The sequence below is a fragment of the Bacillota bacterium genome (genome assembly GCA_018333655.1).
Lineage (GTDB): Bacteria > Bacillota > UBA994 > UBA994 > UBA994 > BS524.
This window is the reverse complement of record JAGXTJ010000021.1, coordinates 39,945-52,454: the sequence shown is the minus strand read 5'-3', so window position 1 is coordinate 52,454 and position 12,510 is coordinate 39,945. Positions and strand designations below refer to the sequence as shown.

Below are 12,510 nucleotides of genomic sequence, written 5' to 3'. Positions count from 1 at the left end.
GCCGCTGTCATTGCACTCGTGGGAGCGATACTCCTTAGTTACGGCTTAATGGTGGGGGAAGATTTTGACTTAGTGCGTGACTCGCCTGAGTTTGAGCACAGTCTTCGCGCACAGAACATAAGCCAGAGCGCGCTATCGTGGGCTAGGCATCTCCACTATACCGCTGTCGACCCCGACTCTGCGCGGCACGACGCCTACAAAGAAAAATTGGCACACCCGCACCCGTTCTACTACTATGTCAAGGAAGGGGTCAGTGCCGCGACTACGAACGTTATCGTCACTCTGGACGTGGTAACGTTTTTCCGTGATCTGCCGTTAACCGACTTCGTAACAGACGACAAAACGGGCCTGATTGCCTACATTGGCTTGGCAGAGCCAGCCTTTCGGGGTTTGGCGGAGGTGTATTATGCGGAACGTGCTAGGGCCCTAGTGGCGTTTTACTATGTACTGGGGGGGTTACTCTTATCGCTGTTCGGCGTCGCGCTGTCTGTAGTGACTGTATGGCGCACCACAGACACCGCGCCCGTACGTAAGTTGCTTTGGGAGTACATCCCGCTCGATCTAGCTTTTGCTGGCTTGGTGGGACTAAGCCCCTTCGGCATTCGGGTGATGCTTGACTCGCGGAGATTATACCTAGATGTTCTAACGGCTGAGCCATTAGTTGTCGGCCTATCTACAGCCGTAGCCCTAACCTTGCTCGGTCTTCTGTGGGTAAACATGGCAGCGAAACGTTTGAAGCGTGGTGAGTTCTGGCGACATACGTTGCTCGGCGCCCTAATCTTGGGGGCATTGCGACTTGCGCCAACTGTGGTATCGCACCGACAGGGAGTCCTTTTCTGCGCCTACGCGGTTGCTTCCATATTTTTGGTGCTCACGTTCGTATTCGTTGGGGAGGCCTATTCCCTGTTCGCGTCGCTGATTGTGCTCGCTGCATTGGTGGCTCTCAATGCTGCCGCCTCGCTGTATGTGGTTAACCACGCCAAGGAGATCCAGAGCATAGCCAACGGTGCGGAAACCATCCGACGAGGTGAAACAACGCACCGCATACCAGCAAAACGGCACAAGGATCTTAACGCCATCGCCGAGCACATCAACGATATCGCCGAGGGACTAGAGCGTGCGGTATCTAGCCGGGTCAAAGCCGAACGAATGAAAGTAGAACTGATTACTAATGTTTCGCATGACTTAAAGACGCCGCTCACTTCACTAATCGCCTACATTGACCTTCTCAAGAAGGAGGGCCTGAGCGCTGAGAGCGCGCCAAAGTATCTGGAAGTACTCGAACAAAAGTCAGAACGGCTCAAGACCCTGACCGACGACCTCTTTGAAGCCGTCAAAGCTGCGAGCGGCAATGTGCTGGTAAACTGGGAGGTAATCCACGTACCGTCACTTCTAGCGCAAGGGCTAGGTGAGTTGTCCGATCGCATTAGTGCCAAGCAGTTAGACTTTCGCGTAAACACTAGAGAGGAGCAGTTGCAGGTCCGTGCTGACGGCAAACTGCTGTGGCGCGCCATCGAGAATGTGCTGACCAATGTTCTAAAGTATGCGGTGCCGGCGTCGAGAGTCTATGTGGATGCGGTAGCCGCAGGAGATGATGTTTTGTTAACCATTAAAAACATGTCGGCTTTACCTTTAAACACTCCGCCCGAGGAGTTGATGGAGCGTTTTGTACGGGGGGATGAGGCTCGAAGCAGTGAAGGTTCGGGGTTAGGGCTGTCTATCGCCAAGAGCCTGCTAGAGCTGCAGCAGGGGACACTTGCCATCGAAATCGACGGGGATTTGTTTAAGGTCATCATGAAACTGCCGCGGCTGTACTAAGGGACGGGAGATCGCGACACTACGCCAACGTTTGGGCTTAGTCCAGGGGGCAGGGATTAACACACAGCCACGAGCTTAAGCTCGTGGTTTTTGTGTTGACATTCCCACAGCGACGCTATATAGTTAGTTAGTCAACTAATGTACCAACTACGCTGACTAAGCCGAGCGTATTTTGGTGGAGGGAGGTTGCCATGTGTTGATTGACTTTAGGGTTGACAGGCCAATTTTTCTTCAGCTTGCTGAAGCAATTGAAGACGATGTTCTAGATGGCAGGTATGCCGAAGACGGCCAGATTGTTTCTACTACCGACTTGGCGGTGACGCTGCGCATTAACCCTGCTACCGCCAACAAGGCCATCAGCTGTTTAGTGGATGAGGGAGTCATCTATAAGCGGCGTGGCGTCGGCATGTTCGTGGCGCAGGGCGCAAGGGATAGGATTCTGAAGAAGCGGCGCGAACGCTTTCGGAAGGATTTTGTTGATCCGATGCTGCATGAGGCGGCAAAACTTGGCATCGCAGAAGAACACATTATCACCATGATTAAAGAAAGGGGTAGAGTGACTTGACCACCATTGCCGTTAAAAATCTCTCCAAGCGCTTTGGCGCTATTCGCGCGGTCGATGACGTGAGCCTAACGCTTGAGACTGGCAAAATCTACGGTCTCCTGGGTCGTAACGGGGCAGGCAAAACAACTTTACTTAACCTGATGACAAAAAAACTCTTGCCTGATTGCGGCGAGGTCGCTGTCGGTGGACGCAATATCGCACTCCATGACGCAGTGCTTAGCCAAGTCTACCATATGACCGATAAGAACTACTTCCCGTCAGGTCTACAGGTGCGAACGTTGTTTCGCTGGTGTCAAACCTTTTATCCCCAGTTCGACCTTACCTACGCTGAATCATTGGCGGCTAAGTTTGCACTGGCGCAGCATAGCATTCCAAAACAGTTATCCACTGGCTACAGCACCATCCTTAGGGCAATCATGGCCCTTGCCTCGAACGCTCCCGTAGTGTTGTTTGACGAGCCCGTACTAGGCCTTGATGCCGTACATCGCGATTTGCTGTACCGCGAGCTCATTGCTAACTATAGTCAAAAGCCGAAGACAATCGTAATTTCCACCCATCTTATTGACGAAGTCGCTGAAGTTCTTGAAGACGTCATTGTGCTCAGAGAGGGGCGCATTGCTCTGCAACAGCCGGTTGAGGACTTACTTGAGGGAGTATACGCTGTTGCAGGCGCCACAGACAAGGTCAACGCGTTTATTGCGGAGCGCACCGTTATCGGCAGCGAAACATTAGGCGGCACCAGGTCAGCTATGGTTATGTCGCGACTTACGTCGGCTGACAGACAAGCGGGAGAGCAGTTAAACTTAGAGTTCACTCGTGTTACTCTGCAGCGGGTATTTATAGCTTTGACTAATCAGCAGGGGGTGCTACCATGAAAACGATTTTCAAGGTAGCATTGTTTCACATCGGCGACTATATGTGGGGGGTCCTATTCTTTCTTGGTATTGTGAGTATTAACTTAGTAGGGCAGTTTTACATGCGGGTGGGAGAAATAGAGAGCACGGTGAGATTGGGCGGATCGTTTCTGATCATTGTGTATGCGGGGTATCACAGCATGGAGCACTTTGCGTTCTTCCAGAGCTGGCACCTGCCGCGACGGCAGTTCTACTTAGCTAACGCCGCAGCGCTGTTCGCGATGGCTCTCGTGACCTTGTTGATTGGCCCTACACTGGAGTTTGTCCTTGGCGCAATCCTTCCCGTTGAGTACGGCAGCATTGCGGAGACGTGGTTTCTAGGCTTAGATGCCGTGGGAGTGTGGGCCGTGCTATGGAGCTTTAGCTTGCATGCGTTCACGGCTTATGTGCTTTGGCTGTTGGGCATCCTGCATTATCGAGGATGGTTTTGGACGAGCATTGTGGTTGTCGCCGCGCTGGCTGGGTTGGCGAGGTTCAGTCTGGGCGTGCCGCTGGGTTCTGCGTTTGGGGGATCATTGCGGTTCTTCTTTGTAGGGATGATTGATGACAGGACTAACATCATCTTGGCAAGCATGAATCTTACACTTGGAGCTTTGATGTGTGCAGGCGTCTGTTACTTGCTGCTACGCCGCACGCCTATCCGGTGACTTTGTCTCAGGGCTAGTGAAACGAAAGCCCTCCTATTACGTAACATTCCGTAGGTGCAGGCGAACACACAAAGGAGGTAGGTTTATGGTAGGACCAGTAGCTGTCAAGGAAAGGATTGCGGTATTAGACATTATTCGGGGGTTTGCTCTGCTTGGTGTTTTGCTCGTGAACATGGTCATGATTAACCAGTTGCTGATGGAGTTTAATACGGACATGGATGTGCTCTTTCAGCCAGCGCTACTCGTCGCAGGCCCTGCGAGCATCACCGCGTGGATAGTACAAGTGCTCTTCTTGGGCAAATTCTACACCATCTTTGCTTTTCTCTTTGGTTTAGGGTTTCACTTGTTCTTAAGCCGTGGCGAAGGGCAAACCGCAACTAATCGCCGGTTGTTGGTGTCTCGCCTCGCGGTGTTGTTTGGTATCGGCGTGCTGCATATTATCTTTGTGTGGTGGGGCGATGTGCTAGCCAGCTATGCGCTTATCGGTTTTTTGCTGCTACTCTTTAGAGAAACAAAGTTACCTCGCCTACGTGCTTGGGCGGTGGGCTTAATGCTCTTGTCATTTGTCATCGTCGCGGGTTCCATTTACTTAATTTTTGCGCTGCCCACGTTCGCGAACGCCACCTTAGATGGTCTAGCGCCTGCCGATGTCGCGGCCATGGAAGCCGCGTTCGAGGCTAGATTGAATGAAATACGCACTGTGTATACGCAGGGTTCGTACTGGCAGGTAGTAAGCTATCGCCTGCGTAACGAGTTCCCCCTAGTTCTGATAAACGCCATTGTCATGATCCCGCGCATACTAGGACTCTTCCTCATCGGTCTATACGTCGGCAAGCTTGGCGTTTTTCAGCGCATAAAGGAGCATCTGCCGCAGATACGCAAAGCCATGTACGTAGGCGGTGTCGTCGGTGCTGTACTGTCGGTGGCCCATGTTGGCCTGCAGTTAGGTTGGGCGGAGGCCTTTCTAACCCCTGTGCTGAGCGGAACGGCCGCCGTCTTTTTGCGTGAAGTGAGCACGCCGTTTATCTCGCTGTTCTACGTAACAGGTATTATACTGCTGTGGCATAGAGGAGCACTGTCCTGGCTGTTTGCAGGCTTCGCGGCTCTCGGGCGTATGGCACTTACTAACTACTTAGTGCAGTGCATAGCCTTGGCTTGGCTGTTCTATGGCCATGGCTTAGGGCTAATGGGCATCAGCATCGTCTACATGCCTTTAATGACCATCGGCATATACACCTCCCAGATTATTTATAGTCGCTGGTGGTTGGCGCGTTACAGCCAAGGCCCCGCCGAGTGGGTGTGGCGCCGTTTGACATACGGGCCGCAAGGGGTACGTAGCGAGCAGACATCTGCGGGCGTTTAGAGGCGGTAGGTTCGCGGCTACAACATCGCGTGTGGTGTCAGCGACACTGGTGCGACGGGGGGCGTAGGGGGACGGCTCGACGGCGTGGACAACTACTTGTCCCTTACAGGGAACGAAGTACACGGGCGACTAACGGCAAATGCCGCCTTGCGGCGGCTGCGTTAGATCTCTGTATAAACAGTGGGGCCGTTGGCCGCTCAAGAACTTACCGATTAGACTGGAGCTTTTTGTTGATCTGTGCAATCTTGCGCTAGCGGCACTGCTGTGCGCAAGTGCGTGCTACTTGGTGCTGCGACGCACATCAATAACGATAGCCTGTAGATGATTGCTCATATGCACCAAGCCGCAAGCGCAAACTTACCACTAGTTTGCAGTTCACTTGCTCGCCTGACGTCCTGCTCATGGCCTGCCCGCACCTCAACTAATGTCCCCTCTGCAATGCTCTAATGCGGAATACTAATTAAGGAGGCAAAGTATGTTCGACTGTCCAGGATGCGGTAGACGTATCGAAGATCCCTCTAAGGGCTGGTGCTCAGGCTGTGGGGTGCATTTACGTTGGAAACCACAGGGTGGGCTAAGCAGCAACGATAAGGTCTGGTTGTTTTTTGGCAATATTTTCCTATCTCCGTTGCTCGGAGTAATCCTTTATTTCGTTTGGAAGGACGAAAAGGCACAGAAAGCTAGCGACGTGTGCAGTGTAACCATACTCGCATTTGTAGGGACTCTTTTATTGGTTTTTGTCTTAGCTCTCTTTGGGAGTAACTAATGGCAAGAGCATGGACAAAAGTAGCCTTAGTATCGTGCCATCGGCGACCAGATCGCTCGTTCTCGTACCGGGGCAGGCAATACTCCGTTTGTGCAAGGTGCACCGGCATCCTCGTGGGATACTTAGCTTATCCCTTATTGTTGCTTAACATCGTCGAAATCGGGTTTATCGCCAGCCTAGTGCTCCAATTACCCGCCCTTGCTGATGGTGGCACGCAGTATCGGGGATGGCGTACGAGCAACAATCCTTTGCGGGTTGTAACGGGTGTATTGTCCGGCGTGGGCCAAGCTGGATTAGTAGTACTGATCGGCCGTTACCTAGCCCAACTGGTTGTTTCGTTATGGTGACAGAGAAGAAGCAGAAGGGGAAGTGAGCTGCGCTGAACAAGAAACATCTGGTGGTAGTTGGAGTTTTTACTGTAAGTCTCCTCGTCGCGCTGGTGGCTTTGAGCTTTGGGCATCAGCTAACTCTAGAAGAACGAGTGGCCGACTTTGACTTTATGTTCAATACCTTAAAACAGAACTACCCTTTTTTCGGGGTGCAAGAGCGGCTACACGGCATTAGGTGGCTCGACAACTACCATCGCTACCTCGAGAAAGTGCGCGGCGCCAGAAACGACACTCAATTTGAGGCGGCCCTCAACTCAATCCTAGCTGAGCTAAGGCAAGGGCACACCCATCTGCTGCGCCGAGATCATTACCTTCTTTTAAAATACACGTTCAGCGAAGAGAGCCTTAGCGACGCATACACAAGCTTAAGTCTAGCCGGGCAACAAGGCTTATGCAGGCAAGCTTTCATTAAAAGTTGGCGACCATGGATCGAGCCGTTAGAGGACGAAAGAGTAACACAACGCTATGCGCAGAGTTGGTTTGGGACTTTCGCGCGTAAGACCGATACTCTCGACATGCCAAGCGGTCTTCGTGTTTATATCCTCGAGAACAACACGGTAGGCTACCTTGCGGTAAGGAGTTTTATGGGTGTCGCGCGCGACAAGCCCATCATCCGCCAATTCCTGGAGCGGATACAGGGCTTGCCTTACTTGATCATTGATATACGCCGCAACGGCGGCGGCAGTGACCTCTACTGGATGCAGAACATCATGGCGCCTCTTACCAGAACAGAGCTAAACGTTACCTTTTGGAGTGTTTGGCGGCAAGGCTCCCTAACTGAGACGTTTGTCGGGCCGAGCAACAGTTGGGGCGACATCGCCTCTTTGCCTGAGTTGCCGAACCTGCCACCTGAGGTAAGAAACGATTTTTCCCATTTCTCGCGGCATCAGCGAGTCGTTTCCCCGCTTGATCCAGTCGGTTTCCGAGGCGAGATATTTTTGCTGGTGGACAAAGCCGTTTTTTCTTCGGCGGAGGCTTTCGCAGCGGTAGCCGCCGCCTCTGATTGGGCCACACTTGTCGGGACTCCTACCGGAGGCGACGGCATAGGGTCAACGCCTGCCCATTTTGCGTTGCCTAATAGTGGCTTTCTAGTTAGATCGCCACTTATCCTAGGGCTAAATCCTGATGGCAGTGTTAACGCAGAGAGGGGTACGCAACCCGACATCTTGGTAAATGTCGGCGAAGATGCTTTAGATGTGGTGTTAGGCCTGATTAGAGAGCGTGGAAGATACTAATGCGTTAGCAGCTTTTACTCGCGCCCGCTTGCGCGGTTCGTGCCGCCTCCGCCGATGTTCTTTTTGACTCATTGCCGGGCACTACATACTCCACCGGGGATGGCGACCCTGCCCCGCCCATCAACAGATGATTTAGGTGGGGGAACGAAACCGGCCCGCGACGGGTTCATTGATGCTCATCAATAGAGCAACAAAGTCGTCCATAGTCACTTGGTAAACACGCTCACCATGCAGGACGAAGGTGGGTTTTGTTCAATTTCCAAAATATCTCGCCCCATGTCACAAAATCCACCTAGTCGGTGTTTTAATGATAGACGCTGCATGTAAGGAAGGAGGTTGGCGCACACGACGCGAGAATTCGATGCCTTGTATCAGAACTATCATGTGCTGGTGTATCAACGTTTGTACTACCTGCTGGGAGAGCGGGAGGCGGCGCAGGAACTGACCCAAGAGGTTTTTCTTAAGCTGTACCGTAGCCCGCCCCGTGACCAAAGCGCCTTGGGCGGCTGGTTGCTCAGGGTGGCGGCTAACTTGGGGTACAACTACCTACGCGGGGAGACTCGGCGTCGTCGCCGCGAGGAGGTACAGTGCCGCGAGGAAGCCGATGTAATCTCCTTGGATGAAGCGGTGATCCGCGATCAAGAAGCGAAGCGAGTGCATCGCTGCTTGGCGAAATTAGAACCGCGCGACCGCATGTGCCTGTTACTAAGAAACGCCGGACACAGCTATACGGAGATTGCCGTAGTCATCGAAACGGAAAAGGGTTCGGTGGGCACCATTCTTGCTCGGGCTCGGCAACGCTTTCGCGATCTGTACAGCGAACTAGAAGGGAGGGATGACCATGTGTCTGGAAGAAGGAATTCTGCAAGCCTACCTTGACGCCGAATTGGACGTGGAGATGGCAGGAGAAGTGGCCTCTCACTTAGCGGGTTGTGCTGCCTGCCGTGAAAGTCTGCGCAGTTTGGCGGAACTTGCCGACCGCACCGCGGCCTCGTTAACGTCGTACATGCAAGCAACCGCAGCAATCAGCCGCCCGGAGCACGTCATCCACATGAGTCACCTACGCCAAGCCCGCGAATCAAAAGCTACGAACAGGGGGTTAGTTAACATGCTACAACGTCACAAATGGCTGGCTACTGTTGCCATTTCGGTCTTAGCGCTTGCACTGATTTTGAGCACAACGCCCGGGCGTACTCTAGCGGCTCAGTTTCTCAACGTCTTCCGCATGGAGAGAATCCAGATCATTGCCATTACCCCTGAGGACATGGCCGCACTCGGGCGACTGCTGGATAACTATCCCGGCGGTAATGGCGAAGTCGATATCATGAATTTCGGCCGGGTGAGGGTCGAGGATCCGGCCGATGCCGCACGGGTAGTCACAGCAGACCCTACAGAAGTCGAAGAATTAAGCGGAGTAAAGCTTAATTTGCCCGCCACCCTCGCCGGTCAGGCGCGAACCGAAATTATTGTGGAGCGCGCCCCGACGATCACCTTTACGCCCGATGTCGCAAACCTCAACAATTACTTGCGCAGAAACAGCGCCTTGCTGCTTCCGGAAGCTCTGGCGGGTCATTCCATCGTCTTTAGCATTCCGCCCTTAGTCCGAGCGCAATACGGCCCAACAGGGCAAGGCTTTGCCATTTACGCCGCCCGCGACCTGACGATAGAGGCTCCGCCGGGGGTTGACTTGGCCTATCTACGCAGCGCGCTCATGCGGGTGCCCTTCCTGCCGGAGAACTTTCGCCGACAACTCGCCGACATCCACGACTGGCGGCAAACTCTACCCATCCCTAATCTACCGGGGATGACAGAAACCACAGTGAACGGGAACCCCGGTGTCTATTTTGTTAATGAGATCGATCGGACGGTTGTTCTCGCTTGGCGTGAGAGCGGCAGCTGGAGGGCCATCAGCGGCCTACCGCTCGAGGCGGCGCTAAGTATTGCGTCGGAGGTCAGGTAGTGGCGATTATTGAAGTGGCGCATCTTACCAAGGTCTACGGACAACAAGTAGCCTGCCGAGACATCTGCCTCTCCGTGGAGGAGGGGCAGATCTTCGGCTTCTTAGGCCCAAACGGTGCGGGCAAGAGCACCCTCGTTAAAATGTTGGTAGGTCTCGTCTACCCCACAGCTGGGACGGCACTGGTGGCTGGGTACGCGCCAACAGACACGCGGAGTCGCCGACAAATAGGCTTTTTGCCCGAGAACTTTCGCCTGCACGGCTGGCTAAAAGGGAGCGAACTCGTCAACTTTCATGCTCGTTTGGCAGGACTAGACTATAGATCGGCCAAACGCAGCTCGCAAGCGGCACTAGAATTGGTGGGCTTGGCCAAGGAGGGTGAAAAGCTCGTCGCTAATTACAGCAAGGGAATGCAGCAGCGTCTAGGGCTGGCCGCGGCGCTGGTGGGCGACCCGCGGGTGGTATTTCTAGATGAGCCTACCTCGGCGCTCGATCCTTTGGGGCGTCGCGAAGTACGTGAAATTCTCCTCTCCCTTAAAGCGGCTGGGAAGACCGTGTTCTTGAACAGCCATCTCTTAAGCGAGGTGGAGCAGGTCTGCGACCGCGTGTCGATTATTAACCGTGGCCTAGTGGTCGCCGATGGCAAACCACATGAACTGCAAGCGGCATCGACTGCCGTCGCCATTAAATTAAGTGGTCTACCTGTTTTGCTCGCCGTAGAACTGCAACGGGACTACCCTAGACTGCAAATAGAAGGGGACCTGCTCACGCTCCGCGCGCCAAGTCCTGAGGACATCGCCGATGTCGTGGCCAAACTCGCGGCGCAGGGCTGCCGCATCTACGAAGTGACGCCGCACCACAATTCCCTTGAGGACGTTTATGTCCATTTAATGCAGGAGGGCGAAAAGACATGTGGTTGATGGCCGTTTTTACCTTTAAGGAAGCTATGCGCAAGCGAGTGGTCTTAGTCGCAGTGCTTCTCACCTTGGCCTTCCTCATCCTGTACGGTACGGGGCTGCACTTCACGTTGGGGATGGATGTCAGGATTGCCGATCCTGCCGCCGCCAATGTCTTTAAGCTTCTAGAGGCGCTTACCGTGTTTAGCATGGGTATTTACCTTGCCAGCTTCTTGGTGGCGGGTCTAGCCATTCTAGCCGCCGTAGGTAGTATTGCTGGGGAAATTGAGAACGGCACTCTTTACCCGCTGGCGGCTCGGCCCCTTACCCGCCGCGACCTGCTGCTTGGTAAGTACTTCGGCTTGGCAGCCATGCTGGTCACTTACTCCGCCCTCTTCTTCCTTGCGCTCGTCGGCCTTGTGTACTGGCAGACGGGCCTGCTCCTGCCGGGCCGTTGGGTAGCACTCGCCTTGTTTGCCTTAAAGCCCCTAGTGCTTTTGTCCGTTACCATGCTCGGGACCACTAAGTTGCCTACCTTGGGCAATGGCGTCTTGGCGTTTGGGCTTTACGCGCTGTCCGTCTTGGGCGGCATGATCGAACAAATCGGAGTAATGCTAGGCAGCACCGCCGCCGTCTATATCGGTGTCGTTACCAGTCTTATACTGCCAGCAGATGCGGTGTACCGGCGGGTAGTGGCTACAGTGGTCGACAGCCTGGCACAAGGCACCTCTCCTGATATGGTTTTCTTTAACCCCGCCCATGTCCTTGGCCCATTTGGCAGTCACTCTACCCCGAGCGACTGGATGCTGCTGTACACCGCGGGGTATATAGTTGTCATGCTTGTGGCTGCAGTCCACGTTTTCGACCGCCGGGATGTATGAAAGAATGTAGGCTTCTTGTGTAGTCTATTAGCCCCGCGTTGGGAGCGTGTCGCCTCGCCGATGTCCTTTTTGTCTCAGTGTTGCATTTCTCCCTCCTTAGGTGTCTTTATATAGTGAAGGCCTTCTCGATCGGTGACTGCCCGCAAGGCGGAGTAACCCGCAGGGATTGCCTGTTCGGCCACAGAGGGCCGCAAAAACTCCATTGGAAGGGGAAGTATCAATGAATCGAGCTGGGCAACCATTTATGAGGATATTCGTTTTCCTTATGATACTGCTTATTGCGGGCTGCCGAAGTGTGCCGGAACCACCTGAAACAGCTTCAAGTGGCATATTGACGGCACCTGAGCGTCAGTGGTCTGAAATCAGTTTTCGTTGCAGCAATGGAACGTTTTATCTTTTAGGCCCTGAGGATGCCGAGCGGGCTCACTATCTTTTGGCAACTATGAAAGCCGAGGCGACGCAAACGAATCTCTCTCATGAAAGTGAGCAGCCGGAACCTGGGCAGAGTTTTATGGTTTTGATTCAATATAATGATTACCCGCACACAGAAGCTATACACTCAGCTAAGGGTGGCCGTTATTTTTTCCTCTATAGCGATACGGCAGGAGAGCAGGGCCAGGGGGGTCTAGGTGGTCTTAATGACGACCTCTACGCCTTGTTGTCAAATTTAGTAGTCCAGGTTCGCGTGTTTGATGCGGAAGAAGGGATGCTGAACAAATTTGTCTACTTCGAAAAGTTTGTTGATGCAGAATCTGACCGCCAGATTATTATCGCTACAGATGAGATACTGAGAAATTTCAGCTTTAGAGAGGTTAGCGTTAGTGAGGACTCACCTTTCTTGCGTGCGGGAAACGTGTTGCACTACGCGGACGCGCTACTGCCTGAAAAGCCGCTCATAATAACATGGTTGGGGCGGGACTTGCCGCACAGAGGCATTTCTTTTGTAGATAAACATGGAACTGCAAGGTATTTTTCCATCAATACGAGCGGCTATGACGGTTCGCTTTTCCTTCTCGAGCTAAGGCCGGCAATAAGGCCTAAATAGTAGACCCTAGGAGAGCTTGCCTTGTGATTATGAA

Annotated in this window: 12 protein-coding genes; all 12 read left to right on the top strand. The window is 53.4% G+C overall.

Translation table 11 applies throughout. The features are described 5' to 3' along the window. Nucleotides 1-48: 48 nt before the first annotated feature. The 12 genes from KGZ92_04145 (at nucleotide 49) to KGZ92_04090 (ending at nucleotide 12,476) form a co-directional block, all read left to right on the top strand. The gene (locus KGZ92_04145; protein ID MBS3888479.1) at nucleotides 49-1,818 is read left to right on the top strand and encodes a sensor histidine kinase; all 1,770 of its coding nucleotides are present in this window, start codon (nucleotides 49-51) and stop codon (nucleotides 1,816-1,818) included. A 193-nt stretch (nucleotides 1,819-2,011) separates the two neighbouring features. After that, nucleotides 2,012-2,383, top strand: coding sequence for a GntR family transcriptional regulator (locus KGZ92_04140; GenBank protein ID MBS3888478.1), 372 nt, complete (start codon nucleotides 2,012-2,014; stop codon nucleotides 2,381-2,383). Then, nucleotides 2,380-3,258: an ABC transporter ATP-binding protein gene (locus KGZ92_04135; GenBank protein ID MBS3888477.1), complete on the top strand. Its 879-nt coding sequence runs from the start codon at nucleotides 2,380-2,382 to the stop codon at nucleotides 3,256-3,258. Before KGZ92_04140 ends, KGZ92_04135 begins: the two co-directional genes overlap by 4 nt. After that, a complete protein-coding gene (locus KGZ92_04130; protein ID MBS3888476.1) occupies nucleotides 3,255-3,944 on the top strand; it encodes a hypothetical protein in 690 nt (229 codons plus the stop codon). The genes KGZ92_04135 and KGZ92_04130 overlap by 4 nt, the downstream gene beginning before the upstream one ends. A gap of 85 nt (nucleotides 3,945-4,029) precedes the next feature. After that, entirely contained in the window at nucleotides 4,030-5,307 is a 1,278-nt protein-coding gene (locus tag KGZ92_04125) for a DUF418 domain-containing protein (GenBank protein MBS3888475.1), read from the top strand. Nucleotides 5,308-6,072: 765 nt separating this feature from the next. Beyond that, nucleotides 6,073-6,420 carry a DUF2085 domain-containing protein gene (locus KGZ92_04120; GenBank protein MBS3888474.1) on the top strand — a complete coding sequence of 116 codons (348 nt, stop codon included), beginning with the start codon at nucleotides 6,073-6,075 and terminating at the stop codon, nucleotides 6,418-6,420. A gap of 50 nt (nucleotides 6,421-6,470) precedes the next feature. Continuing rightward, a complete protein-coding gene (locus tag KGZ92_04115; protein ID MBS3888473.1) occupies nucleotides 6,471-7,697 on the top strand; it encodes a hypothetical protein in 1,227 nt (408 codons plus the stop codon). Between the two features lie 366 nt (nucleotides 7,698-8,063). Beyond that, nucleotides 8,064-8,576 carry an RNA polymerase sigma factor SigX gene (locus KGZ92_04110; protein ID MBS3888472.1) on the top strand — a complete coding sequence of 171 codons (513 nt, stop codon included), beginning with the start codon at nucleotides 8,064-8,066 and terminating at the stop codon, nucleotides 8,574-8,576. Next, nucleotides 8,539-9,657: a zf-HC2 domain-containing protein gene (locus tag KGZ92_04105; GenBank protein MBS3888471.1), complete on the top strand. Its 1,119-nt coding sequence runs from the start codon at nucleotides 8,539-8,541 to the stop codon at nucleotides 9,655-9,657. Before KGZ92_04110 ends, KGZ92_04105 begins: the two co-directional genes overlap by 38 nt. After that, nucleotides 9,657-10,574 carry an ABC transporter ATP-binding protein gene (locus tag KGZ92_04100; GenBank protein MBS3888470.1) on the top strand — a complete coding sequence of 306 codons (918 nt, stop codon included), beginning with the start codon at nucleotides 9,657-9,659 and terminating at the stop codon, nucleotides 10,572-10,574. The genes KGZ92_04105 and KGZ92_04100 overlap by 1 nt, the downstream gene beginning before the upstream one ends. Next, complete coding sequence (locus tag KGZ92_04095) at nucleotides 10,565-11,431, top strand: ABC transporter permease (protein MBS3888469.1); 867 nt, start codon at nucleotides 10,565-10,567, stop codon at nucleotides 11,429-11,431. The genes KGZ92_04100 and KGZ92_04095 overlap by 10 nt, the downstream gene beginning before the upstream one ends. Before the next feature lie 220 nt (nucleotides 11,432-11,651). After that, nucleotides 11,652-12,476 (top strand): hypothetical protein, encoded by an 825-nt coding sequence (locus KGZ92_04090; protein ID MBS3888468.1) that lies wholly within the window; start codon nucleotides 11,652-11,654, stop codon nucleotides 12,474-12,476. Nucleotides 12,477-12,510 lie beyond the last annotated feature (34 nt).